This window comes from Patiriisocius sp. Uisw_017, from assembly GCF_047731265.1.
Lineage (GTDB): Bacteria > Bacteroidota > Bacteroidia > Flavobacteriales > Flavobacteriaceae > Patiriisocius.
Map to the genome: position 1 here is coordinate 1,165,623 of NZ_CP159835.1, position 24,626 is coordinate 1,190,248.

The 24,626-nt window shown below is 35.4% G+C and carries 21 protein-coding genes and 1 tRNA gene; 12 read left to right on the forward strand and 10 right to left on the reverse strand.

Features of this window, described 5'->3' with window-relative positions:
- The first annotated feature begins 134 nt into the window (after window positions 1-134).
- The gene (locus ABXT67_RS05355) at window positions 135-1,769 is read left to right on the forward strand and encodes a S41 family peptidase (RefSeq protein WP_415376250.1); all 1,635 of its coding nucleotides are present in this window, start codon (window positions 135-137) and stop codon (window positions 1,767-1,769) included.
- Between the two features lie 177 nt (window positions 1,770-1,946).
- On the opposite strand, the gene ABXT67_RS05360 is transcribed toward ABXT67_RS05355, so the two are convergent.
- The 3 genes from ABXT67_RS05360 to ABXT67_RS05370 all read right to left on the reverse strand — a co-directional run bounded on the left by ABXT67_RS05360 (window position 1,947) and on the right by ABXT67_RS05370 (window position 3,991).
- Window positions 1,947-2,387, reverse strand: a complete 441-nt coding sequence (locus ABXT67_RS05360) for a GNAT family N-acetyltransferase (RefSeq protein WP_415376251.1) — start codon at window positions 2,385-2,387, stop codon at window positions 1,947-1,949.
- Window positions 2,388-2,584: 197 nt separating this feature from the next.
- The gene (gene rpiB / locus ABXT67_RS05365) at window positions 2,585-3,013 is read right to left on the reverse strand and encodes a ribose 5-phosphate isomerase B (protein WP_415376252.1); all 429 of its coding nucleotides are present in this window, start codon (window positions 3,011-3,013) and stop codon (window positions 2,585-2,587) included.
- Between the two features lie 738 nt (window positions 3,014-3,751).
- Window positions 3,752-3,991 (reverse strand): DUF2007 domain-containing protein, encoded by a 240-nt coding sequence (locus tag ABXT67_RS05370; protein ID WP_415376253.1) that lies wholly within the window; start codon window positions 3,989-3,991, stop codon window positions 3,752-3,754.
- Between the two features lie 265 nt (window positions 3,992-4,256).
- Between ABXT67_RS05370 and rnr the strand changes: the two genes are divergently transcribed.
- Window positions 4,257-6,476 (forward strand): ribonuclease R, encoded by a 2,220-nt coding sequence (gene rnr, locus ABXT67_RS05375; RefSeq protein ID WP_415376254.1) that lies wholly within the window; start codon window positions 4,257-4,259, stop codon window positions 6,474-6,476.
- Window positions 6,477-6,630: 154 nt separating this feature from the next.
- Complete coding sequence (locus ABXT67_RS05380; protein WP_415376255.1) at window positions 6,631-7,344, forward strand: LysE family translocator; 714 nt, start codon at window positions 6,631-6,633, stop codon at window positions 7,342-7,344.
- Between the two features lie 138 nt (window positions 7,345-7,482).
- Here the strand turns inward: ABXT67_RS05380 and ABXT67_RS05385 are convergent.
- Together ABXT67_RS05385 and folB are read right to left on the reverse strand one after the other, a co-directional pair.
- Window positions 7,483-7,553 (reverse strand) — tRNA-Cys (locus ABXT67_RS05385).
- Window positions 7,554-7,947: 394 nt separating this feature from the next.
- Window positions 7,948-8,301, reverse strand: coding sequence for a dihydroneopterin aldolase (gene folB, locus ABXT67_RS05390; protein WP_415376256.1), 354 nt, complete (start codon window positions 8,299-8,301; stop codon window positions 7,948-7,950).
- A gap of 165 nt (window positions 8,302-8,466) precedes the next feature.
- On the opposite strand from folB, the gene ABXT67_RS05395 reads away from it, so the two are divergent.
- The 4 genes from ABXT67_RS05395 to ABXT67_RS05410 all read left to right on the forward strand — a co-directional run bounded on the left by ABXT67_RS05395 (window position 8,467) and on the right by ABXT67_RS05410 (window position 11,405).
- Window positions 8,467-10,146: a glutamine--tRNA ligase/YqeY domain fusion protein gene (locus tag ABXT67_RS05395; protein ID WP_415376257.1), complete on the forward strand. Its 1,680-nt coding sequence runs from the start codon at window positions 8,467-8,469 to the stop codon at window positions 10,144-10,146.
- A 208-nt stretch (window positions 10,147-10,354) separates the two neighbouring features.
- Window positions 10,355-10,732, forward strand: coding sequence for a YtxH domain-containing protein (locus ABXT67_RS05400; RefSeq protein ID WP_415376258.1), 378 nt, complete (start codon window positions 10,355-10,357; stop codon window positions 10,730-10,732).
- Between the two features lies 1 nt (window position 10,733).
- Window positions 10,734-11,135 (forward strand): hypothetical protein, encoded by a 402-nt coding sequence (locus tag ABXT67_RS05405; RefSeq protein ID WP_415376259.1) that lies wholly within the window; start codon window positions 10,734-10,736, stop codon window positions 11,133-11,135.
- Between the two features lie 12 nt (window positions 11,136-11,147).
- On the forward strand, window positions 11,148-11,405 hold the full coding sequence (locus tag ABXT67_RS05410; protein ID WP_415376260.1) for a DUF6327 family protein: 258 nt from the start codon (window positions 11,148-11,150) through the stop codon (window positions 11,403-11,405).
- An 87-nt stretch (window positions 11,406-11,492) separates the two neighbouring features.
- On the opposite strand, the gene ABXT67_RS05415 is transcribed toward ABXT67_RS05410, so the two are convergent.
- Together ABXT67_RS05415 and ABXT67_RS05420 are read right to left on the reverse strand one after the other, a co-directional pair.
- Window positions 11,493-11,678: a hypothetical protein gene (locus ABXT67_RS05415; RefSeq protein WP_415376261.1), complete on the reverse strand. Its 186-nt coding sequence runs from the start codon at window positions 11,676-11,678 to the stop codon at window positions 11,493-11,495.
- 235 nt (window positions 11,679-11,913) lie between these two features.
- The gene (locus ABXT67_RS05420) at window positions 11,914-12,888 is read right to left on the reverse strand and encodes an SPFH domain-containing protein (protein WP_415376262.1); all 975 of its coding nucleotides are present in this window, start codon (window positions 12,886-12,888) and stop codon (window positions 11,914-11,916) included.
- A 76-nt stretch (window positions 12,889-12,964) separates the two neighbouring features.
- On the opposite strand from ABXT67_RS05420, the gene ABXT67_RS05425 reads away from it, so the two are divergent.
- Window positions 12,965-13,642 (forward strand): outer membrane beta-barrel protein, encoded by a 678-nt coding sequence (locus ABXT67_RS05425; RefSeq protein WP_415376263.1) that lies wholly within the window; start codon window positions 12,965-12,967, stop codon window positions 13,640-13,642.
- Between the two features lie 137 nt (window positions 13,643-13,779).
- On the opposite strand, the gene gltX is transcribed toward ABXT67_RS05425, so the two are convergent.
- Together gltX and ABXT67_RS05435 are read right to left on the reverse strand one after the other, a co-directional pair.
- Window positions 13,780-15,315: a glutamate--tRNA ligase gene (gene gltX / locus ABXT67_RS05430; RefSeq protein WP_415376264.1), complete on the reverse strand. Its 1,536-nt coding sequence runs from the start codon at window positions 15,313-15,315 to the stop codon at window positions 13,780-13,782.
- 148 nt (window positions 15,316-15,463) lie between these two features.
- Window positions 15,464-16,504 carry an alkane 1-monooxygenase gene (locus ABXT67_RS05435; RefSeq protein WP_415376265.1) on the reverse strand — a complete coding sequence of 347 codons (1,041 nt, stop codon included), beginning with the start codon at window positions 16,502-16,504 and terminating at the stop codon, window positions 15,464-15,466.
- Window positions 16,505-16,582: 78 nt separating this feature from the next.
- Between ABXT67_RS05435 and ABXT67_RS05440 the strand changes: the two genes are divergently transcribed.
- The 4 genes from ABXT67_RS05440 to ABXT67_RS05455 are packed head-to-tail and all read left to right on the forward strand — an operon-like array spanning window position 16,583 to window position 23,266.
- Window positions 16,583-20,029, forward strand: a complete 3,447-nt coding sequence (locus ABXT67_RS05440; RefSeq protein ID WP_415376266.1) for a DUF4175 family protein — start codon at window positions 16,583-16,585, stop codon at window positions 20,027-20,029.
- A complete protein-coding gene (ybeY, locus tag ABXT67_RS05445; protein ID WP_415376267.1) occupies window positions 20,022-20,450 on the forward strand; it encodes an rRNA maturation RNase YbeY in 429 nt (142 codons plus the stop codon). Before ABXT67_RS05440 ends, ybeY begins: the two co-directional genes overlap by 8 nt.
- 40 nt (window positions 20,451-20,490) lie before the next feature.
- Window positions 20,491-22,362: a tRNA uridine-5-carboxymethylaminomethyl(34) synthesis enzyme MnmG gene (gene mnmG / locus ABXT67_RS05450; protein ID WP_415376268.1), complete on the forward strand. Its 1,872-nt coding sequence runs from the start codon at window positions 20,491-20,493 to the stop codon at window positions 22,360-22,362.
- Between the two features lie 58 nt (window positions 22,363-22,420).
- The gene (locus ABXT67_RS05455) at window positions 22,421-23,266 is read left to right on the forward strand and encodes a class I SAM-dependent methyltransferase (RefSeq protein ID WP_415376269.1); all 846 of its coding nucleotides are present in this window, start codon (window positions 22,421-22,423) and stop codon (window positions 23,264-23,266) included.
- Between the two features lie 153 nt (window positions 23,267-23,419).
- Here the strand turns inward: ABXT67_RS05455 and ABXT67_RS05460 are convergent, their stop codons facing one another.
- Complete coding sequence (locus ABXT67_RS05460) at window positions 23,420-24,568, reverse strand: ATP-binding protein (protein WP_415376270.1); 1,149 nt, start codon at window positions 24,566-24,568, stop codon at window positions 23,420-23,422.
- Window positions 24,569-24,626 lie beyond the last annotated feature (58 nt).

Sequence of the window (24,626 nt, forward strand, 5' to 3'; positions counted from 1 at the left end):
GCGTTTCTTACGTTTCGGTTAGTGCTAAAATTATAAATTATTGCTTCCGCCTTTCCGTAAATAAATAGTAAAATAATAGGCTCCCGACCTCTCGGACATTAATTAATAGATACTCGTTTTCACGAGCAATGAATATGAAAAATAAATTTATCCTTCCTGTATTACTGTCTGCGATTCTCGTAATTTCTGTAGGTTTTACCTCCGCGGTAAAAAGCGATTTTTTTGAAATTGCAAAACAATTAGAAATATTCACAACGCTTTACAAAGAGTTGAATATGAACTATGTTGATGAAGTTACCCCGGCAACATTAATGGATAACGCGATTAAAGGAGTACTGGAAGATTTAGATCCATATACGGTTTATTGGAATGAACAAGCGGTAGAGGATAGCCGGATCAAAAATAGTGGTGTTTATACGGGTATTGGCGCAACCGTAAGATCGACTGGAGAAAAATTAATTATTATAGAACCATTTAAAGATTATCCAGCAGATAAAGCGGGGTTAAAAGCTGGTGACGAAATTATTAAAGTAGGGTCTACAAATGTAGAAGGATACGAAGACGACCCGAGAGATATGTTAAAAGGAAATACAGGATCAAGCGTTGAAGTTACTTTTATGCGCCAAGGCAAAAAACAGATGACTGATATCACAAGAGGGTCTGTTGAGATAAATGCCGTTCCTTATTATAAACTGATTAATAACGACATAGGTTATATTGTTTTGAGTGCATTTAATCGCAAAACAACCTCACAAACTAAAAGTGCGCTGGAAGATTTAAAGCTGAAAGGAGCAAAAAAAATCATCTTAGACTTACGTGGAAATCCAGGAGGTTTGTTAAACGAAGCCATTAGTATCGTAAATCTTTTTGTGCCGAAAGGCGAGGTTATTACCACCACCAAATCTTCTATTGAAAAATACAACAAGGTATATAAAACCACAAAAGAGCCTGTTGACACTGAAATTCCGTTAGCGGTATTGGTTAATGGTCGCAGCGCATCTGCTAGTGAAATTGTTTCTGGCGGATTGCAAGACTTAGATAGAGCGGTAATTGTTGGGGCTCGAAGTTTTGGAAAAGGACTTGTACAAAGACCTAAAAAATTAACTTATGGAACGCAATTAAAAGTAACTATTTCTCGCTACTACACCCCTAGCGGAAGATGCATACAAGCATTAGATTATTGGAACCGAGATGAAAATGGTGACCCCGTAAGAAAAGAGTCAAAAGAATACAACGCATTTAAAACGAAAGGAGGAAGAACCGTTTACGATGGTGGCGGTATTTTACCTGACATAGAACTGGAAACAGCAGAATTTAGCACGGTAACCACTGCATTGCTGAAGGATCAAGCCATCTTTGATTATGCTACAGAATACCACTATAAAAACCAAATGAGTGATTGGTCAAACTTTAAAATAACAGAAAACGATTTTCAAGATTTTATAAAGTTTTTAAAGGATAACAACTTTGATTATGAGACCGAAACTGAAACAAAATTTGAAGAAGCTATGCGTCGTGCCGATGATGACGGTCTTAAGGATGAAATAAACAATAGCTACATTGCATTAATAGCTTCTTTAGATAAAGCAAAGGATAAAAAAATAATAGCAAAAAAGGCCGAAATCATGTCGCTACTCTCTGATGAAATTTTGAAGCGTTATTTTTACCGAGAAGGTCTATATGATTATCAAGTAGTCAACAACCTAGAAATTAAAGCAGCGATGGACGTGTTAAATGACGAAAAGGAATATAAAAGGATTTTAAAGTAATTGCTGTTTACAATTATAATTTAATCTTCCCGTTTAATATTCTATTATAATCACTTGGAAAGACTTTATGATTTGCTCGATTCCTAAATCGTATAGCAAAATGGAATATTAGAGCGGCCGCGTTTTTAAACTTCTTTTAAACAATATTTTTTATAGTGTCAGGTAGGTAAAATAGTTTTAAGCAGTAACCATCGCAATATGCGGAATCCCATCTTCTAAATAGCCCTCACCAATTTGTTTAAATCCATGACTTTCATAGAACTTTTTAAGATGCTCTTGTCCAGATAGTTTGATGTCTTGTGTATCATAATGCCCAGAAATAGCTTTAATAGAGGCTTTCATTATATCGTGGCCATACCCATATTTACGTTCTTCTAATGGAACCACTACCCTACCAATTGCAGCCTCTTCAAAATAAATCCCTGGAGCAAAACATCTAGTGTAAGCCACTATTTTATCGTCTTTTACACCTATAATATGAAGTGCTTTTAAATCTTTACCATCAATATCTTGATAAACACAATCTTGTTCTACCACAAAAACTTCACTTCTTAGTTGTAATAAATCGTATAGTTCCTGTGTGTTTAATTCTTGAAAGGTTTTAACGGCTATTTTCATATTAACAGCATAACTTGTAATTTATTAGATTGTGTTTAATTAAATCTCTAAATATTTTAGAAATCCTTTTTAATTTAAAAAACCACCCAATCAAAAAAGTTTTATACCCCTCCATAACAAAGTGAGAAACTTAAATTGAGTCATTAAATTTTAATTATAAAAATATAGTGCCTCTAAAATCGTAAATCGTACATTTTTTAATGGCAGATTTTATCAACGCGATTTTGATGTCTACCCCCTTCAAATTCAGTAGTTAAAAAAGTTTCAACCATTGCCACTGCTTGTGGGATTGAAGTGTACCTTGCTGGAATACAAATTATATTTGCATCGTTATGCTGGCGTGTTAAGCTAGTAATTTCTTTGGTCCAACAAATTCCTGCACGAACTTTAGAGTATTTATTAGCCGTCATTGCAACACCGTTAGCACTTCCGCAGATAAGAATACCGTAAGTAACTTCATTATTATTAACTGCTTCTGCTACAGGATTTGCGAAGTCTGGATAATCTACACTTTCTACGGTATCGGTTCCATAATTTTCAACTTCGTGCCCTTTGCTTTTTAAAAAGTTTACAATGGCTCCTTTATATTCTGGTCCTGCGTGATCGTTTCCTATAGCTATTTTCATACTTCGACTCCGCTCAATATACAAAAGCAGAAATTTTTAAATTAATATACCTGTTAAAAATTTTAACAAAGATAAAGGAAAGTAGCTCAATTTTTTATTGTGAATAAGGTGTAGATATGAACAATTGAGACTATTAACAATTAGGTTAACAAGACTGTTCATATCTATACGCCTAAAAAAGAAAGAAATATTTGTGAGATTCAATCGGTTTTTACATAGCAAATAATAGTTGGCTTTTACTAAAAATAACTAGGCTACTTATCGTTCACTTTTCAGAAATAAAGGATCACTTCTTAACAGGAAAGTTTATAAAACTTATTATTTTCTAGCTGTTAATAGTAGTTTTAAACGTTGTTAACTAACAATACTAATCCTATGATTTTCAAGAGGCCATTTATCTAACAAACTGTTCATAACCCAAGCAGAATAAAAAGTAACTTTAAAAACAAGGAACAATAAATAAACTTATCGTAGCTATTAACATGCCATCATGAGCATCATTTTTATTTTAAATTTTTAAAAAGAAATTGATTATTATTATATAGTTGTTAATAACAGGGATAAGTATCAAATTTTGATCATCAATAAGAATATATTTAGAACATTTTTGCGGTAGCAAAAAAAGCGTATTATTTTAATTTTATAAAAAATAACTTATAATATCAGCTAAAAAGAAAAGGATACTACCTGTCTTTATAACACTGTGCAAAGTAATATCCTTATAAAAAAGCAACTAGACTAAACCACTGAAAGATGCGAATCATCCTCTAAAGAATTCATAATTTTCTTCGCTTTTTCAATATCATCTTTGTGTACTTTCAATCTAATTCCTCCAAAAGGATTACTATGAAAAGGCAAGACACTAATCATAGTTTCATTTTGGAAAATAAAACTAATAGCTCCTTGTTCCAGTAGATGTTGTAACACATGATATTCCGTAGGGAATGAAAATATAGCAATGGTTTTAAAGTTTTCCATTTGTATAATTAGTAGTACGAATTAAAGATACAGATCAACGATTCTATTTTTGTTAAATATTTGATAACATAGAGAAAATATACGTTTAAAATTAAAAAGTGTAGCTTTGCATCAGTCTTAATAGATTGATTTAAAAAGAATTCATTTTAATTTAAATCTTCTTCACATGAGTTTTAGGTTGGTCCCAACCGCAAAAAATCAATACATTTAAGAAAAAATAAATTAATAAAAGTCTTTTTAAAAATTAAGAGACAAGAATAAATAAATGAAAAGAACTAAAAATAGAAGGTCGTCTAATAAAATAGATAACCTTACCCAAAGTATCCTCGCAATACTTCGTAAGGATCACTCACAACCCCATAATTATAAACAAATTGCAGCTAAACTAGGTCTTGATGACGCTAGTAGCCGCAATCAAATTATAAAGAAATTAAAGGATTTACAAGGAAAGCAAACCATTCAAGAGGTTGATAGAGGAAAATACATAATTACACCTTCAGAAAATTATTATACAGGACGTGTAGACATGGCCGGACGAGGTCAAGGATATATTATCACGGAAGATCTTGAAGAAGATATTTATGTAAAAAGTAAAAACTTAAATAAATCACTTCATGGTGATACGGTAGAAGTTTATGTTTTCAAACGCCTAAAAGGAGGCAAGACTGAAGGAGAAGTAACTAAAATAATAGAACGGAAGAAAACGGAGTTTGTTGGAATTATAAGTATTAAGGAAAATTTTGCCTTTGTAGAAATTAATGATCATAAAATGCATACCGATATTTTTGTTCCTAAAGCAAAAATAAATGGTGCAGAGCAAGGAGAAGTTGTACTTGTTGAAATGGAAGATTGGCCAGAAAAAGCAGACTCTCCTTTTGGTCGTGTCATCAAACGATTAGGAATGCCCGGAGAACACAACACTGAGATCCACGCAATTCTTGCACAATATGGTTTACCGTATGAATTTCCGTCTGAAGTAGAAGAATATGCAAATACCATAGACACAAAAATACATCCTGAAGAAATTAAGAAACGTCGGGATATGCGAAAAGACTTAACCTTTACCATAGATCCAAAAGATGCAAAAGATTTTGATGATGCGCTTTCCTTCAAAACTTTAAAAAATGGAAATTACGAAATAGGAATTCATATTGCAGACGTATCGCATTATTTACAAACAGGTACGATGCTAGATGATGAAGCTTATGAAAGAGCTACCTCGGTTTATCTGGTAGATAGGGTGGTACCTATGTTACCAGAAATACTTTCTAATGGAGCTTGTTCTCTGAGACCTCACGAAGAAAAATATACCTTTTCAGCAGTATTTGAAATGGATAAAAATGCCAAGATTTTAAACCAGTGGTTTGGAAAAACGGTAACGTACAGTGATGCACGCTTTGCTTATGAAGAAGCACAACAAATCATTGAAGCTTCAACGCCAACGGGCCTGCGAGATTTTGATTCTATTTCAGTAGAACAACTTACCATACCTGCTGAAATATCTATAACAGACAAACAATATCAAGTAGAAAAACCTATTGCTATTGCTATTTTAGAAATGGATAGATTGGCAAAGATTCTACGTACGAAAAGAATGAACGCTGGTGCAATTTCATTTGATAAAGTGGAAGTTAAGTTCAGATTAGACGAAAATAGTGAGCCTGCAGGTGTTTACTTTAAGGAAAGTAAAGATGCTAATAAACTTATAGAAGAATTCATGCTCCTAGCAAACCGGAGTGTTGCAGAGTATATAGGAAAACAAAAAAAGACATTTGTATATCGTGTCCATGATGAACCAGATGATGAAAAGATTGCGGCATTAGAAAAGATAATAAAGCAATTTGGTTATAAATTAGATACCCGAGATAGAAATACTACTGCAAAATCTATGAACGCATTATTAAAAGATGTTCACGGAAGAAAAGAACAAAATTTAATAGATACACTTGCTATAAGAAGTATGAGTAAGGCGGTGTATACTACAAATAATATTGGTCATTACGGTTTAGCATTTGATTATTATACCCATTTTACATCACCAATTAGACGATATCCAGATGTAATGGTACATAGGCTTTTACAACGATATCTTGACAATAACGAATCCGCAAAAGAAGAAACGTTTGAAGAAAAATGTAGACACTCTAGCGATATGGAAAACCTAGCAACAAGAGCAGAACGTGATAGTATTAAATACATGCAAATCAAGTTTATGAAAGATCATCAAGACGAGGAATTCCTGGGAGTAATTAGCGGTGTTACTGAGTGGGGAATATACATTGAGATTATAGCTAATAAATGCGAAGGAATGGTTCGAATCCAAGATATGCGTGATGATCGTTATGAATTCATAAAAGAAGATTATGCGGTTGTTGGTCAAAAATATAGGAACGTATACACCTTAGGTGATGAAGTACTAGTGAAAGTAAAGAATGCAGATTTAGAAAGAAAGCATCTTGATTTTACAATGTTGGGAGCTAGTTAAGATCTTTAATATAAGAGAAGGAGTTGTAAATTATAACTGACGTCTGAGTTATATTTATTACAAAAACCAAATTTTGTTTAGAAATACGAAGGCTTGGTAAAAATAATATTCAGAATAGAAAATCCATCAAAGGTTTTGTAACTTTACAGCAACTATGTTTGATGGTTTTCTTTTTGCGGCCTTTTATGGATTCTTCATGGCTTTTGCCGTGGGTCCAGTTTTTTTTACACTTATTGAAACAAGTATTATAAAAGGCTTTAAAGCAGGTTTAGCCTTTGATAGCGGCGCAATTTTTGCCGATCTTATATTTATACTTATTGCGTATTTTAGCACCTCAAAATTACTTGATCGGGTTAAAGATGATCCAGCGTTACTTATTTTTGGAGGGGGAATTTTAGTTGCCTACGGGATTATTTCTTATATCCAAACCAATAAATCACTCTATAAAATTGTTCGCGAACACCACGCAATACAAGTTAAAAGCAATCTTCGTAATTTATTTCTTAAAGGATTCTTTTTAAACTTTGTGAATTTTGGAGTCTTAGCAGGTTGGGTGGGCATGATAATTATTGCAAATGCTCATAAGTCAACTCCAAGAGGCGTTTGGTTTTTTATAAGTATTGTTTTATTTGTTTTTATAACTACCGATATTTTAAAAATAGTCTTGGCAAAAAAATTAAAGAATAAAATGACCCCTAGGTTTACGGTGAAAACAAAAAAATGGGTAAGCCTACTAATTATTGGTTTCGGAGTTTTAATGCTAGTTCAGGGTATATTTCCGGATAGAATTAATGCTGAATTGGAAAAAATACCTGATCAAGAAATAACCATTAAAGAGTCTAATTCCGGATTAAAAGAAACACACTAATTATATTTTAGATAAAATGCCTTTAATTAAAAAAGGAAGCGTCTGTTTAGGTATCTAGGGGCTCGATAGCTATTGGGATGAATCACACCCATAAAAAAACTCCCATGCTTTTTTAGCATGAGAGTTAAATAATTTGAGAGGCATCTAGCGGATTCGAACCGCTGTAGAAGGTTTTGCAGACCTCTGCCTAGCCACTCGGCCAAGATGCCATTAAATTTCTACTAAGGAATGAGTTTTTCACAATCCTAAATAAAACGCAAATATAAAAGATTAACCAGTACTTAAACAATTAAAAACTACAAAGATTTACTCTTTTAAGTTCCTCCTCTTTTACCTGCGAAGGGAGAGAAAATAATTAGTGCGTGTTTCGTATTTATTGTGATTTGAAGATTAGCATAAACAATCGTAATATTAACAAAAGTTCTTTCCCTTGAGGGGCGAATATAGTTCCATCAAAAACATAGGGTAAAATTCGAGCTTTAAGGTAATAGTCTGCTTCGTAATTATAGCGAGATGGTTTTTGGGATAGGTAGGAAAATCCAAATGAAAGTCTTTATTTCAAAATTCAAGAGGAGGTTCTTTACCTAATAGACTTCTTTTGAATTATGCAGAAGTCATAGTAACACTAACAGCTTCTACATCACCACCAATGGGTGGGTTTAGTTTAGAAATGGTAACGGTTACAAATGTTATTTCAGAAAAACCCTCTAAAATACGTGTTATGATTCTGTGGCCAACAGTCTCTAAAAGCTTAGAACGGACAGCCATTTCTTCTTTGATAATTGTATTTAAGGTTACATAATCAACAGTGTCAACCAAATTATCACTTTGTGCGGCGGCTAATAAATTAGAATCAACAGCAAGGTTTACTAAATAATCACTTCCTATTTTTTCTTCTTCAGTAAGACAGCCGTGATTGGTGAAAATTCTAACATTTTTCAATTCAATTTTACTCATAACAAATTACTTTTTGTAAATATAAAATTTAAGTAGTAGATGCTATTTAGTATTCACTTCCTTTTAACAAGAAAAGGTATCTTTGTGTGATTATTTCGGGATGCAACTAGAAGATGTGTTTTGCCGAAAAACAAAAGATTTTAAATTTTCAGAACTGAAACCGTCATGAGCGAAGAAAAGGAACCGTTGAATTTTATAGAACAAATAATAGAAGATGATTTGAAAACATCACATTCTAAAGACACCTTGTGTTTCAGGTTTCCGCCGGAACCTAATGGGTATTTACATATTGGGCATGCGTCTTCTATTTCTTTAAACTTTGGCTTGGGATTGCGCTATAACGCTCCGGTTAATTTAAGGTTTGATGACACAAACCCAGCAAAAGAAGAGCAGCGATTTGTAGAGGCAATAAAACGAGACATAGAGTGGCTAGGTTTTGAGTGGGCACAAGAATGTTATGCGAGTGATTACTTTCAGCAGCTATATGATTGGGCTATTGTACTCATTAATAATGGAAAGGCTTATGTAGATTCTCAATCTAGTGACGCTATAGCAGAACAAAAAGGAACACCAATAAAAGAGGGTGTCAATAGTCCTTTCAGAAATCGTTCTGTAGAAGTAAACTTGGCGCTTTTTGAGCAAATGAAAACAGGCGAAGCACCTGAGGGGCTCCACGTGCTACGGGCAAAAATAAACATGACGAGTACTAATATGTTGATGCGCGACCCAATAATCTACAGAACCTTACATAAAAGTCATCACCGTACAGGAACAGATTGGAAAATCTTCCCTATGTACGATTGGACCCACGGAGAAAGTGACTATATAGAGCAAGTGTCGCACTCATTTTGCACCTTAGAATTTTTACCACACCGTGAATTATACGATTGGTTTTTAGATGAAGTGGTGGTTTCAGAAAAACTAAGACCAAAACAACGGGAATTTGCTAGAAGAAATTTAAGTCACACGGTTGTGAGTAAGCGAAAGCTAGCGAGATTGGTAGAAAATGGTGTTGTTGCTAGTTGGGATGACCCAAGAATGCCTACAATTTCAGGATTGAGAAGACGTGGATATACACCAGCATCTATTCGCAATTTTGCAGAGGGTATTGGTGTGGGAAAAAGAGATAACTTAATCGATGTTTCAAGGCTTGAATTTAGTATTCGGGAGGACCTTAATAAAGTAGCAGATCGAGTAATGGCTGTTTTAGATCCGGTAAAAGTTATTATCACGAACTTCCCAGAGGAGAAAACCGAGTGGTTAGACGCTGAAAATAACCAAGAAGATGAAAATGCTGGTTTTAGAAAATTGCCTTTTTCAAGAGAATTGTACATTGAGAAGGAAGACTTTAGAGAAGAAGCAAACAAGAAGTTTTTCCGTCTGAAATTAGGTAAAGAAGTTAGGCTTAAAAACGCATATATTATTAAAGCAGAGAGTTGTGTGAAAGACGGTGATGGTAATGTGACCGAAATACACTGTACCTACGATCCAGAAAGCAGAAGCGGCAGCGGCACCGACGCATCTATGAGAAAAGTAAAAGGAACCTTGCATTGGGTTTCTATTAAAGATGCTTTAGAAATTGAAGTTAGACGCTATGATAGATTATTTATAGACCCATCTCCAGACACCCATAAAGACAAGGATTTTATGGAATTTGTAAACCCTAATTCTTTAGATATCATAACAGGATATGGCGAACCAAGTTTGAGCGAATTACAAGTTGAAGATAAAGTACAATTTCAGCGTATAGGTTACTTTACTGTGGACAAAGATTCCACATTAGATAAAAAAGTTTTTAATCGCACCGTTGGACTTAGAGACTCTTGGACAAAGATTGATCAATAAAAGGGCGTTAAATATAAGAAGTAAATGTTCTGTCAATTTCTAGGTGAATCTTAAGATTTACAGCCGTTTTTTAACAATAACTGACAAAAATCTACTAAAATTAAGCTGATTTTATACCTTTTAATGTCTATTAATCGTTAAATTACAGGGGTTTCTTAAACGGTTAATTATCCTTATGTGGATTAAATAACTTTAAAACTCTACAAAAATGGCATCAAATACAGGAACAACTTTACTTGCAATTTTAACAGGCGCGGCGATCGGTGCAGGAATAGGAATACTATACGCTCCAGATTCTGGCGCAAAAACCAGAGAGAAAATTGCTAAGGAAACGAAGAAAGCAGAAAAAAAATTTAAAAAACAATTAAAAGAGGCTGAGGAAATCTTGGGGTCTAATGCGGAAAGTGCGAAACTAACATTTGAGGAAAGTTTAGAAAACACATTGTCTTCGGCAAGTTATAAAGCGGAAGATATTTTAGCCGCACTAGAGTCTAAATTACGAACTCTGCGTGCGCAAAATGCGAAGTTGCAAAAGGAGGTAAAAGTGGAAGAGCAAAAGACTCCGGCAACAAAAGCAACTTCGTAATATGGCTTTTAAAGCACTTTCTGACAACTTAAGCACCGCAGGGGAAAAAACACAGGAATACATTGAAAACACATCGGAGTATTATAAACTTCGCCTCTTCAAGTACACAATGAAGTTTGCTACTTCTTTAGTTATCTCCTTAATTATTGGGAGCTTGTCTTTGCTAGTGCTTGCATTTGTATCCATTGGCTTTTCATTATGGCTTAGTAGAATTATAGGATACCCATCTGCAGGCTTTTTTGTTGTTGGCGGATTTTATCTGGTAACAATTGCACTCATTTCTATATTCGGAAGAAAGGCGATTATAAAAGCTATGTTAACTAAGTTTTCGGCACTGCTAGTAGAGGAGGGGGATCGGTCAAATATGGCAAAAGGAAAACGAGGTTGCCATAAAACCAACTAATGAATAAACATTATGAGGAAACCGTACGCATCTTTCGAAGAAATAGATTTTGATCTAAAAAGATTAAATCTCCAAGCTCAAATTAATAAAGAGGAGGTGAAATTAAGCCTGCACAAAGCAAAAGAAAAGGTTACTCCTTCAAGATTGTTTGGAAGTTTTTTAGAAAGTCTTACATCAAGTGCTTTCTTATTTCAACTATTAGCTCCAATTGCATCTTATTGCATCGATAAAATACGCTCAAGCGTTGATCGCAAATCCAAGAAAAAATAAAAGCGTAGTTTCTATTAAGTAGAAATTAAAAAGCCATGAACGCTAAAATACGAGGCTCTTTTTATCTCTCGATTTATCAAAAAAAACTTATAAATCTCCGAATGGTATTTGAAGTTGACAAAAAAACACCCCTCGTTCAGTTGTTTGCGCATTAACAGTTATCGTCACATACTTTAATGAATGGTCTGTATCTATTTCATAGGTAAATTCCTTGCCATTACTACCCACTTTATAGAGGTCTTGAGCCAATATTTCTAAACTTGATCTATCCACAAATTTTGTTGAAACTGTCAGTCGGGTAGGCTTTTGTTTATACAGCGTAGCTCTATTGTCTTCTAATTCAATATATACACGGCTACTTGAAAATTTACAGGTGTAGATGTTATCCTCATCTGTCTGCAGGTTTTTGCAACTTAAAAATAGTAAAAAGATTAAATTACAATAAATAAAATTTTTCAAAAACACCATATAGCGTTAATCTTTAAAATGGAACATCATCATTAAACCCTCAAGCACTTGGAGGTGGTGGCGTTTGTTTTTTCTTTGTTTTTGCGCCAATACCTTTTACCGCATTTGTTTTTTTCATCTCTTCGCCTATTTGGTTACTTGCCACAAAACTGGCAATCATATCGTTTAACATGTTGCTCCCCGCTTGAGGTGAATTTGGTAAGAGAATTAAATTTGTGTTTGTTGCCTCACCAATAGATTGTAAGGTATCATAATGCTGTGTTACCACAATCAATGCTGAAGCTTCTTGAGAGTTAATCCCAACATTGTTTAAAACATCCACACTTTCTTCTAACCCACGAGCGATTTCTCTTCGTTGATCTGCAATACCCTGTCCTTGCAGGCGCTTACTTTCAGCTTCGGCTCTTGCTTTTGCTACTATCTTAATTCGTTCTGCTTCTGCTTCATATCCTGCCGCTACTTTTTCTCTTTCAGCAGCGTTAATCCTATTCATTGCAGCTTTAACTTGAACGTCTGGATCAATATCTGTTACCAATGTTTTGATAATGTCATAGCCGTAATCGCTCATCGCTTGGTTTAATTCTTGTTTTACAGCGATGGCAATATCATCCTTCCGCTCAAAAACGTCATCTAATTTCATTTTAGGCACTTCTGCACGCACCACATCAAATACATACGATGTAATTTGATCGTGCGGATTTTCAAGCTTATAAAAAGCATCATACACTTTCTCTTTGATTACTTGAAACTGAACGGAAATCTTTAAACGTACAAAAACATCATCTTTGGTTTTGGTCTCAACCAACACGTCTAGTTGTTGTACTTTTAAATTAATACGCCCAGCTATTCGATCAACCACTGGAATTTTAAAGTTTAATCCAGAGTGTCTGGCTTTTAAAAATTTACCAAAGCGTTCAATAACAGCAGCCGTTTGTTGCCGTACAGTAAAGATTCCTGTTATAAGAATAACAAATGCAATGAAGAGAAACGGAATTAAATACAAAAGACTACCCATGTTGGTTATTTTTAAGGATTAGAATTTTAATATACAAAATTAAAGCTATTTTAGTGCAATTTAACACCGACTAAAAATGACCATTAAACACATTATTTTTGTTACAGTTGCAGTTTGTTTTTGTACGGTATCACAAGCACAGAGAAACACGGGATATGATAACTATAATAGGATTGGAATACAAGGGGGTCTGTCTATTTTTGACATCAAAACAAACGATTTAATAACGGAATCTCGAACGGGTGTTACCGGTGGGTTTACAACAAGAGGCGCTTTTAGAAATAATTTTGATTTTATCTATGGTCTCAATTTTCTTTCCAATCAAATTCGAGTAAGAGGAGTCAACTCGTTGCCCACAGGTGGTGTTTTAGACACACAGCTTATTGATTATACCATAATTGGGGCGCAAATCAATTTTTTGCTGAGTTATAATATTGTCAAAAAACATCTTTCCATTGAAGCTGGACCGATGCTGAACGTAAACAGTAAAATGGAATTAAAAAACGAACAGTTTGAAAACTACATCATTGAAGGGTATACCACAATTACCGCAAAGAATGTTGAAGACATTTCAACCTTTAATGGGGTGGGCTATGTAGGGGTGACTGCAGGATTAGAAAGCTTTAGAATAATTGTTAATTATCAATATGGATTCACGAATATTTTAGGAAACCTAAATAAAAAAAATTTAGAAAATAAAAAATTTAAAGGAAACAGCAGCACTGCTACTGTGGCTGCTGTTATTTATTTTTAAGTGTTTTCCTGAAAGGATTTTTACTTAATCAACAACAAGACAAATAACCAAGGATAACAAATCTTAAGATAATTCTGTTATGATCTTTTTCGAAGATTAAACTTAAGTTGAGGTGATTGCAAAAGAATTTATTAAGATTAAGACAGGTGGTTAATTGCATTTTTGATTCTTAGAAGGGCCTCTTCTTTTCCTAAAACACTTACAATATCAAAAACATCGGGTCCTTTCATTGCGCCTACCAATGCGAGCCTCATAGGCATCATTATTTTTCCAAAACTAATTTCATTATCAGTAATCCACCCCTTTATAATGGCAGAAACAGACGCAGCGGTAAAAACCGTCTCACCTTCCAAAATGGTAGCAACTGAGGTCAAATATCTTGCGGTGTCTTCTTTAAACGCTTTTTTACTTGCTTTTTCGTCATATGATGCTGGTGTCTCAAAAAAGAAGCTCCCCTGCTCCCATAAATCTGAAACAAAATTTGCGCGTTCTTTTATCAATCCTACAATGGTTATTAGATTAAGAGCGTTTACGTCTTTTGCTTTTTTAATTATGTAAGGCTGGTGTTCTCGTAAATAGTCCTCAAACTCTAACGCTAAGACACCATTTTCTTGCTTTTGAAGATACTGGTTTTGAAACCAAATCGATTTTTTAGGGTCAAAACGAGCTCCAGATTTATTTACATTTTCAAGCGAAAAAGCTTCAATTAAATCTTCCAAACTAAAAAGTTCTTGTTCCGTTCCTGGATTCCAACCTAAAAAGGCAAGCATATTTATAACCGCTGCGGGTATATATCCTTCTTCGCGATAGCCCATAAATTTCCCTCCTTTTTCAGGAATCCACTCTAAAGGGAATACTGGAAAACCAGCAGCATCTCCGTCTCGCTTGCTTAACTTTCCTTTTCCGTCAGGTTTTAATATGAGTGGTAAATGTGCAAACTTAGGCGCGCCCCAGCCAAGACTTCGATATAGCAAAACGTGTAATGCCATGGAAGGCAACCATTCTTCACCTCTAATAACGTGTGTTATTTCCATTAAATGATCATCAACGATATTTGCTAAATGATAGGTAGGCATCCCATCACTTTTAAATAAAACTTTATCATCCAGTACGTTTGTGTCAATTTTAATGCTTCCGCGAATGATATCTTTCATCATCAAAGTTTCATCTTGTGGACTTTTAAATCGAATCACATAATTTTCTCCAGCACCCATTTTTTTCTGAAGCTCTTCTTTTGAAAGCGAAAGAGAATTGTCTAGTATTAGGCGGTTGTGCCAATTATAAATAAAGGTTTTACCATTTTCCTCGTCTTTTTTACGGTGTGTGTCCAATGCGTCAGCGCTATCAAAAGCGTAATATGCGTGCCCGTTTTCAATAAGTTGATCGGCATATTTTTTATACAAGTCTTTACGCTCGCTTTGACGATATGGCTCAAAACCTGCTGGATTAGACGGAGATTCATCAAAAGGAATCCCCAACCAATTCATAGCGTCCACTATATATTGTTCTGCCCCTACAACATAGCGATTTTGATCTGTATCTTCAATCCGAAGCACAAAATCTCCACCGTGTTTTTTAGCAAATAAATAATTAAACAAAGCGGTGCGAACCCCCCCTATATGTAATGGTCCAGTTGGACTAGGCGCAAAACGTACGCGAACTTTTTGTGTCATTTAAAACTTGTTTTAGGACCTGAGCGTGCAGGTAACTTTAATGATGAAAAGGATCATTTTTATTAAAAAGCAAAGGTATATATTCTAAAAAGGTAGCGCTTAAGTTTTCTATTAAAATACCCATCGTAAATTTAAAATAGCATCCTTTTTAATCCTTCATTTCCTGAGGAATATTCTTGTTCATAATTTTAAACCACAGTGGTGGAAATAATGACAATACCATAGAAGTTGGATACCCGTATGGCATTTGCGGGCTTATGATATGGTAATCAAGTAACTGATATTTTTTGTTAGATCTGTAATGGTGATCGCTGTGACGGGTTAGCTCGTATAGCATGACCCTTCCTAAAACGTGGTTGGAATTCCAAGAATGTATTTCGGTTACGCGTTTATAACGACCAGATTTTGTTTTGTTTCGGCGCAAGCCATAATGTTCAATATAGTTAATGGTTTCTAACAACAATACGCCCGAAACAGCTATGAATAAAGCAATCAATACGGATAAACCTCCTAGCCAAAAGTGAATAGTAAAGAGATATGCCAATTGAAAAAAGACATACCACATCATATCATTTTTAACGCTAAAAAATGGGCGTCCTTCACGTTTCAGTAAGTCACCCTGTATTTTCCAAGCGCTGCTGTATTGCCGTATAATGGAGGTAAACCAAAAAGAATACACGCTTTGATTGTAGTTTGCACTTGCAGGATCTTCAGCGGTGGCAGCATTTTGATGATGGCCAAAGTTGTGTTCAATAAAGAAATGCATATACAAAGCAGGCAAGAGCAATAATTTGCCAAGCGTTTTTTCAAATTGAAGTTGTCGGTGCCCTAGTTCGTGTGCTACGTTAATTCCATTGCTCCCTACAACAATACCCACTGAAGAGGTGAGCCCAATCAATTCAAAAGTTGAGTAGGAAATTTGATTTAGGCTCCATAAATAATATCCAACGATACCTAATACAAGGGGAGCGTTTAAGTATAGCAACCAGTTAAAGAATTTGTCTCCTGTCTTTGAAATTATTTCTTCTTTATTAAGGTTTGATGCACGTATAGGAAGCAAGATTTCAAAAACAGGCATCAAGACAAAGGCAAAAACAGGAGTGAAAAATGCCCAATAGGATCCAAAATAGAGACCGATTACGGCTGTTATTGGTATTGCATACGCTAACAAATATTTTAAATCCTTCATAATGCGGTCTTTTGGAGTGTTTTTTGCTATAAGAAATTCATGTATTTTTAGAATTAACAACGGACGAACAATAAATTTATGAGTTCATTTTCAATTATCCAGTCAAAGCTGGAACAATTTATAAAAAAATATTATACGAACGAATTAATCAAAGGGGCTATTCTTTTTTTTGCAATTGGTTTGTTGTGGTTTGTGTTAACCTTGTTAGTCGAATACTATCTTTGGTTAAGGCCTATAGGACGCACCTTTTTGTTTTGGATTTTTGTCGCTGTTGAAGCAGGACTCTTTGTTCGGTTTGTTGCGTTCCCCTTACTTAAACTTTTCAAGTTGCAACAAGGAATAAGCAACGAACAAGCTGCCTGGATTATTGGCAATCACTTTCCGCAAGTAAATGATAAGCTCCTTAATGTTATTCAGTTAAATCAAAATCAACGGGAGTCTGAGTTATTAGCGGCTAGTATAGATCAAAAAGCATCTGAGATGCAACCGGTGGTTTTTCAGAAAGCCGTAAATTTTAAGAAAAACATCAAATATTTAAAATATGTAGCAATACCTGTGTTAATTATATTTTTGGTTGGTGTTCTTGGTGATGACGACACCTTTAGCAGTAGTTATAATCGGGTAGTAAATTATGATATTGCCTACGAACCCCCGGCTCCTTTCAGCTTTTATGTAGTAAATGAAAGTTTAACTGCCATCGAGAACAAGCCCTATACAGTCCAAATAAGGACGGAAGGAGAGGCGGTACCGGACAACGCTAGTATTTCTTTTAACGGTGAAACCTACTTTTTGCAACAAACAGCACCAGGAAGGTTTGAACACACCTTTTTTCAACCAAGCGAATTGGTAGTGTTTCAGTTAAAAGCAAATAAAGTGACCTCTAAACAATATGATTTAGAAGTAGTTAAAACACCTTCTTTAGTAGGGTTTGAAATGTTTTTAAACTACCCAGGCTATACGGGGCGAAAGGATGAAAAGCTTAACAGTACTGGAAACGCAACAGTACCTGAGGGCACTAAAGTTTCTTGGAAGGTTGTTGCACAAAATACAGATGAGGTAACATTAAAAACGCGAGATACCGTTTATCGTTTTAATGCAAACCAACAAGAATTTAGTTTTGATAAGGGCATTTATTCTAAGTTGGATTATGCAATTACTACGTCCAACGAAAACTTAAAGGAATATGAGAACCTATCCTTCACATTAGGAGTAATTAAAGATGAATATCCAGAAATTGAACTAAAATCTAAACAAGATAGTTTAAGCAGCGAGCCCGTTTACTTTTTAGGGGAGATATCTGATGATTATGGGCTCTCAAAATTACAACTGGTTTATTATCCTCAAGGACAAAATCAAGCAAGGGCATATCGTTCTCTATCGATTAACAAAACTAATTTTGATCAATTTACGTACGTTTTTCCGGGGAACTTAGATTTAACTCCAGGGACTGCGTATGAATATTATTTTGAGGTTTTTGATAATGACGCATTACATAAATTTAAAAGCAGTAAATCTGCTGTTTATAATTTTAGAAAATTAACGGAGGATGAGATAGAAAACGAACTTCTTCAAAACCAGGAAGATGCTATTAAAGGAATGGATAGGGCGTTGGACGAAATGAAGAAGCAAGAAAAGCGGTTAGAGGAAATCGAAAAGCTTCAGAAAGAAAAAGAAAACCTTAATTGGAATGATAAAAAGAAATTGGAAGACGTTATAAAAAGACAGAAAAAACAGGAGCAGATGATGCAGAAGTTTTCAAAACAACTCCAAGAAAACTTAGAAAAATTTCAACCGGAAAATGAAGAAAAGGACTCCTTTAAAGAGAGGCTTGAAGAGCGGTTAGAAGACAACCAGGAAAAGTTAAAGGAGAACGAAAAGTTGTTGGAGGAATTAGAAAAACTGCAGGAAAAACTTTCAAAAGAGGAGCTGACAGAAAAGCTTGAAAACGTTTCAAAACAAAATAAAAACCAAGAAAAGAACTTGGAACAATTGTTAGAATTGACAAAGCGATACTATGTTGAGAAAAAAGGCGAAAAGTTAGCAGAAGAACTGTTTAAATTAGGAAAGGAACAGGAGAAGCTTGCGGACCAACCAGAGGACAAAAACACAAAGGAAGCTCAAGAAAAAATCAACAAAGCGTTTGAAGAGTACAAAAAACAGATGGAGGCGCTTCAAAAGGAAAATAAGGAACTAAAGGATCCTATGGAAATGCCGCAGGATAAAGTGGGGGAAAAGGTCGTTTCTGAAGAACAAAAACAGGCTTCAGAAAAATTAGAAAAAGAGGACAAACAAGGCGCAAAAGTAAACCAGAAGAAGGCGGGTAAGAAAATGCAGGAAATGGGAGCCCAAATGCAGCAGCAAATGTCAGGAGGAAGTCAAGAGCAAATGCAAGAAGATGTTGATATGCTAAGACAAGTATTGGACAACCTTGTGGTGTTCTCATTCAGGCAGGAGGATTTAATGGAGGACTTCAAAAAGACAGATTACGGCAACCCTGTCTTTGGAAAGAGGCTTAATATGCAAAACGATTTAAAGCAGAATTTCCAGCATATTGATGATAGCTTGTTTGCTTTATCGTTGAGACAACCTATGATGAGCGAAATGATTAACGAGTCATTAACAGAGGTTCAATATAATATCAACAAATCTATGGAGCGACTTGCTGAAAATATGTTGCGAAAGGGAGTTAGCAGTCAACAATACGCGGTTACTGGCGCCAACGAATTGGCTAATATGCTCGCTAGTATATTAACCAATATGCAAGCGCAAATGCCTATGCCTGGTAGCGGAAGTGGTGGAGAAGGAATGCCAATGCCTGGAAAAGGTCAGGGGCAGGGAGAAGGGTTTCAGTTACCAGACATTATTGAAAAGCAAAAAAGTCTTTCAGGACAAATGCAAGAAGGTATGGGAGATGGCGAGAAGGGAAAAGAAGGAGAGGGTGAAGGAGAAGGCGAGGGAGAGGGTGAAGGAGAAGGAGAGGGTGAAGGAGAAGGAGAAGGAGAAGGTGAAGGGGAAGGCGAAGGGGATGGCTCTGGTGAAGGAGAGGGTAAAGGAGGCGAAGGAAATGGCGGTGATGGGGAAAATGGTCGAAATGGCGAAGGAGAAAGCGAGAATAATGATGGTGAATTGTTTGAAATATTCAAACAACAACAACAGCTTAGAGAGCAGCTGCAGGATAAATTGAGTAAAGAAGGTCTCGATGGGCGGGGGGGTGATTTATTAAAGAAGATGGAAGGAATAGAACGGCAACTTTTAGATAAGGGTTTTAATCAGCGAACTTTAGAAAAGATGCTTAACCTTGAATATGAGTTGCTAAAATTAGAAGAGGCAGATTTTGAACAAGGGCAGGATACGAAGCGGGAGTCTCAAACTAATTACAGAGACTTTAATAACATAAAACCCATGTCTCCCGAGGACATAAAAAAGTACTTTAATACCACCGAAATATTAAATAGGGAAGCCTTACCTTTGCGTCAAGAATACAAGGAGAAAGTACAAACGTATTTTAAGAAAGGCAATGATTAATTTTTTTTCTGAGACTGATTTTGAATTTAAGAATACAGCGGTTATATCGAAATGGATTGAAGATGTAATTGCATTTGAAGGATTTGAATTAGGGGATATAAATTACATCTTCTGTAATGATGACTATCTTCATAAGTTGAATGTTGATTTTTTACAACATGACACACTTACTGATATTATTAGTTTTGATAATTCTTTGGGAAAAGAAATTCACGGGGAAATATATATTTCGGTAGAGCGGGTTAAAGAAAACGCAATGCTGTTTAAAACACCCTTTAGCCAAGAGCTTGATAGAGTAATCATTCATGGTATTTTGCATTATTGCGGATATAAGGATAAAACCGAGTCAGAAGCTGAATTAATGAGATTAAAGGAAGATGAGGCCTTGCAAATAATTGAAGGTCAGGTAAATAATAAATAATTTTCATTTTGTTCCACGTGGAACGATGTATTTGTGTACTATGTTTGAAAAAGAATACGATGTTATTGTAGTTGGTGGTGGACACGCAGGTGGCGAGGCGGCGGCTGCAGCGGCTAATATGGGGTCAAAGACCCTGCTCATCACGATGAATCTACAGAATATTGGACAGATGTCTTGCAACCCTGCCATGGGCGGGATTGCTAAAGGTCAAATTGTTCGTGAGATAGATGCGCTTGGGGGCTATAGCGGTATTATTTCTGATAATACAGCCATACAATTTAAAATGCTTAACAAATCTAAGGGACCAGCAATGTGGAGCCCGCGTGTTCAAAGTGACCGTATGCGTTTTGCAGAGACATGGAGATTAATGCTAGAAGGAACTCCAAACTTGGATTTTTATCAAGAAATGGTTTCGGGTATTATTGTAGAGGGAGATAAAATAAAAGGGGTAAAAACATCACTGGGTATTGAGGTTTATGCAAAATCTGTGGTGTTAACAAATGGCACCTTTTTGAATGGATTGATTCATATAGGGGAAAAGCAATTTGGAGGAGGACGTGCGGGGGAAAGAGCGGCACACGGAATTACAAAAGAATTGTCAGATTTAGGATTTGAATCTGGAAGAATGAAAACAGGAACCCCCCCTAGAGTGGATGGAAGGTCCTTAGACTTTTCTAAGATGACCGTACAGCCAGGAGATGAAAGGCCAGAAAAATTTTCTTACTTAGACCGCACAAAACCGCTCACAGTGCAACGGGACTGTCACATGAGTCACACGAGTAGCGAAGTGCACGAAATGTTAAAAGAAGGTTTCGATAGATCCCCAATGTTTAATGGTTCTATTCAAAGTCTAGGCCCAAGATATTGTCCTTCCATTGAAGATAAAATTAATCGTTTTGCAGACAAAAATAGCCACCAACTTTTTGTTGAGCCAGAAGGATGGAATACAGTGGAATATTATATTAATGGTTTTTCAACATCCTTGCCCGAAGACGTTCAGTTTAAAGCATTGCGAAAAGTAGTAGGTTTTGAGAATGTCAAATTTTTTAGACCAGGCTATGCGATCGAATACGATTACTTCCCTCCAACACAACTTAAACACACCTTAGAAACGAAAATTGTGAATGGGCTATATTTTGCAGGGCAAATTAATGGTACTACAGGATATGAGGAGGCAGCATCGCAAGGTTTAATGGCGGGTATAAACGCACATCTTAAAGGTAAAGAACAAGAGCCATTTATTTTAAAAAGAAACGAGGCCTATATAGGTGTTTTGGTTGATGACTTGATTACTAAAGGAACAGACGAGCCTTATAGAATGTTTACGTCTCGCGCAGAATATAGAACCTTACTTCGACAAGACAATGCAGATTTTAGATTAACTCCAATGGGACATAAACTCGGATTGGCGTCAGAAGAAAGAATAAGAGTGATGGAACTCAAGAAAGAGAAAAGCGATGCTTTTATAACATTTTTCAAAGAAACGAGTGTCGCACCAGAGATTATCAATCCAATATTAGAGAATAAGGGTTCGGCATTAGTTTCACAAAGTGATAAGTTGGTGAGGTCTTTTTCGAGACCAAATATTACTATGGAAGATATGCAGAAAATAGATTCAGTAAATTCCTTTATTATGGAAAATGAGTTGGATCATGAAGTTCTTCAACAGGCGGAAATACAAGTGAAGTATGCCGGCTATATTGCAAAAGAAAAAAACAATGCGGATAAATTAAATCGCCTAGAAGGAATTAAAATACCGGACAACTTTGATTATTCTAAAATGAAGTCCTTGTCGTACGAAGCGCGTGAAAAACTATCTGCGATAAAGCCAGTAACTGTTTCTCAGGCTTCCCGAATAAGCGGCGTTTCTCCCAATGATATTTCTGTAATGCTCGTATATATGGGGCGATAGGGAGGATGTTTCACGTGGAACAATAAAGGACTCAAAAATAAAAACCACATATTTCACTTTGAATTTCTCAACAAATCGCAAGTACATAACGACCAAAGATCATTTTAAAACAGGTGAGTCTTTTGATTTGTTCTTGGATAGCAAAAGAGAATTGTTAATTACATGTCCTCAGCCCAGTATTGAAAATTTAGAGTGCTATTACGATAGCGATGAATATATTTCGCATAACGACGAGGCTAAAGGATTAATGGCGTTTTTGTATAAAGCAGTAAAGAAATATTCGCTATCAAATAAAGTAAAATTAGTCAATAGCCTTTCTGCTGACAAGAGTACTCTCTTAGATATTGGTGCAGGTACGGGAGAATTTTGTAAAGCGATTTTTGAAAATGGATGGAATGTTCAAGGAGTAGAACCAAGCACGAAAGCAAGAGAACTTGCCAAGACAAAGGGTTTGGATTTAAAAGAATCTATAGATGACTACACAGGTAATAAGTTTACAGTAATTACCCTATGGCATGTTTTAGAGCACCTTCCAGATTTACAAAAAACATTGTTAAAAATCGAGGTCCTGTTGGAAAAAGACGGGGTATTAATAATTGCTGTTCCTAATTATAAAAGTTACGATGCGCATTATTATAAAGAATTTTGGGCGGCCTTCGATGTGCCAAGACATTTATGGCACTTTTCAAGAGAAAGCATGAATGTGATTTTTTCGAATGATCTGAGATTGACAAAAACCAAGCCCTTGCTTTTCGATTCTTTTTATGTGAGTCTTTTGTCAGAAAAATATAAAAGCAATGCATCCTTTTCTTTGAAAGCACTTTTGGTTGGACTATGGTCAAATTTAAAAGCTTTGAGAACAAAAGAGCATTCCTCACTCATATATTGCTATCGTAAATTCTGATTTAGGGAAATAACTACGCCCTTAGGCTCAAAAACAAACAGGGTCTTTGTCCAGGATGTAAAAACATTTAAAGCAACTGAGAGCCTCTAAAAAGAGCGCTTTTAAAATAAACAAAACAGATCGCCATCCTGTTATGTAATAAGTAAAACTTATTTATTCTTTTTTATGAATAAGCCGCGTCATTTTTATAGAGAGGTCTGTAAAAATTATTTTGGCATTTCCATTTCGTCCAATATGGTAAGAAGCTTCGTCTAATGATTCAGTCAAGTCAAAAATATTATTTTGATGAATAAACGGAGCAAATTTTTCTAAAGTGAAATTAGCATCATTCGCTTTAAAAAAAAGTAATGATTGGGCATTGTAGTTTTTTAGGAGAGCCTGTCTAAATGTTTCAGTACAATAGGCCAAGAATTTTTTTTGTGTCTCTCTTCCTTGTCCTGCTATTTCTTCACTCCAAGTAATCAAGCTATTTATGGCAGATTTATTTCCTTTAGCTTTAAAGGCTGTTCGCATCCAAGAGATAAACCATTTTTCAAAAAGAATGTCATCGCCATCTTCCGTTAACAAGGTTAGGGCTTTGTTGAAATCTCCTTGGGCTTGTTTGCTGATCGAAGACGCTCTTGCTTCATTAACTCCTTTTAAATCAATTAGTTGTGATTTTATTTGCTGTTCGGATAATTTAGGAAATTGCAGTTTTTGACAACGGGACTTTATGGTCCCCAGAATATGTTCTTCTTGTTCGGTAATTAGTAGTAACACGGTTTTGTCTGGTGGCTCCTCAACAAGTTTTAAAATCTTATTGGCGCAAGCGGTATTCATTCTATCTGCCATCCAAACAATCATAATCTTATAACCACCATCGTATGCTTTTAACGATAACGCTTTCATCATTTCCTTGGCTTCATCTACGTTTATATTACCCTGCTTTTTTTCAATACCCAGCGTTTCTAGCCATTGATATAAAGTTCCATAGGGGTTGTTAGAGACGAAGGAGCGCCAATCTTTCAAAAAATTTGAAGACAAAGGATGTTTTTTAACAACATCGTTTGTATTAATAGGGTATACAAAGTGAAGATCTGGATGCATAAGCGCAGCTACTTTTTTAAGACAAGCATTATGAGCATCAGAGCCGACCTCAAATGAACTACTCAAAATTTCTTGGGCATATGCAATGGCTAATGGCAATGCGCCCGTACCGGAATCGCCCACAAATAATTGAGCGTGCGGAATTCGTTTGTTTTCAACACTTTTTTTAAGATGTGCTTTTAGATGATTTTGACCTATAACTTTTTCAAACCCCATACACAAATGTACATATTTCAAAGCAACCCTAAAGCGAAAAAATTAGTATATCAAACTG